The 1,290-nt window shown below is 53.7% G+C and carries 2 rRNA genes; both read left to right on the forward strand.

From position 1 onward, the window contains the following. Nucleotides 1–600: ribosomal RNA gene (locus AXK61_RS17590) — 16S ribosomal RNA — on the forward strand; the annotation flags it as partial. Nucleotides 601–1,040: 440 nt separating this feature from the next. Continuing rightward, nucleotides 1,041–1,290: ribosomal RNA gene (locus AXK61_RS17595) — 23S ribosomal RNA — on the forward strand; the annotation flags it as partial.

A 1,290-nucleotide genomic window follows, 5' to 3' on the forward strand; every position in this document is an offset into this window, starting at 1 on the left:
AGCATGTGGATTAATTCGATGCAACGCGAAGAACCTTACCTGGGTTTGACATATAGAGGATCGCCGGAGAGATTCGGTTTGCCTTGTGCCTTCTATACAGGTGGTGCATGGCTGTCGTCAGCTCGTGTCGTGAGATGTTGGGTTAAGTCCCGCAACGAGCGCAACCCTTGTCTCATGTTGCCAGCACGTAATGGTGGGGACTCGTGAGAGACTGCCGGGGTCAACTCGGAGGAAGGTGGGGATGACGTCAAGTCATCATGCCCCTTATGTCCAGGGCTTCACACATGCTACAATGGCGCGTACAGAGGGCTGCAATACCGTGAGGTGGAGCGAATCCCTTAAAGCGCGTCTCAGTTCGGATTGGGGTCTGCAACTCGACCCCATGAAGTCGGAGTCGCTAGTAATCGCAGATCAGCAACGCTGCGGTGAATACGTTCCCGGGCCTTGTACACACCGCCCGTCACGTCATGAAAGTCGGTAACACCCGAAGCCGGTGGCCTAACCCCTTGTGGGAGGGAGCTGTCGAAGGTGGGATTGGCGATTGGGACGAAGTCGTAACAAGGTAGCCGTACCGGAAGGTGCGGCTGGATCACCTCCTTTCTAAGGAGCATTAGTACCGCTTATCGGCTCGAATGTGGCTGATGCGGTTGCTCATATAATTGGGTGGAACACTGACACGGTAAATTGTCTATCGCCTGGTGGCCGGCTTGTCCGGTCGGAGGGGTTTCGTCGGCACACTGTTGGGTGTCTGAGAGGACACGTCCTTTCTGTTGCTGCTGCGCGTCAGTGCCGGCGTACTTCACTTCGTGTGGGGGCTGGTGGCGGTGTGGTGGTGTGTGTTGTTTGAGAATTGTATAGTGGACGCGAGCATCAACATGACGCTGCACTGTTTTGGTGTGGTGGTCGTGTTTTTGTTTCTGTAATTTTACATGTTTCTGTGTAAGCATTTTGTTGTGTTTTTTTGGCGCTTGACGTCATGAAGGGCGCATCAGGTTTGTGATGGCTTTTGGTTGTCTCGGGTTTGGTGTGTGTTTTGTGTGTTGTAAGTGTCTAAGGGCGCACGGTGGATGCCTTGGCGCAAGGAGCCGATGAAGGACGTGGGAGGCTGCGATATGCCTCGGGGAGCTGTCAACCGAGCTGTGATCCGAGGATTTCCGAATGGGGAAACCCAGCACCAGTCATGTGGTGTTACCCGCCGTTGAATATATAGACGGTGTGGAGGGAACGAGGGGAAGTGAAACATCTCAGTACCCTCAGGAAGAGAAAACAATAGTGATTCCGTGAGTAGTG

Source organism: Tsukamurella pseudospumae (genome assembly GCF_001575205.1).
Lineage (GTDB): Bacteria > Actinomycetota > Actinomycetes > Mycobacteriales > Mycobacteriaceae > Tsukamurella > Tsukamurella pseudospumae.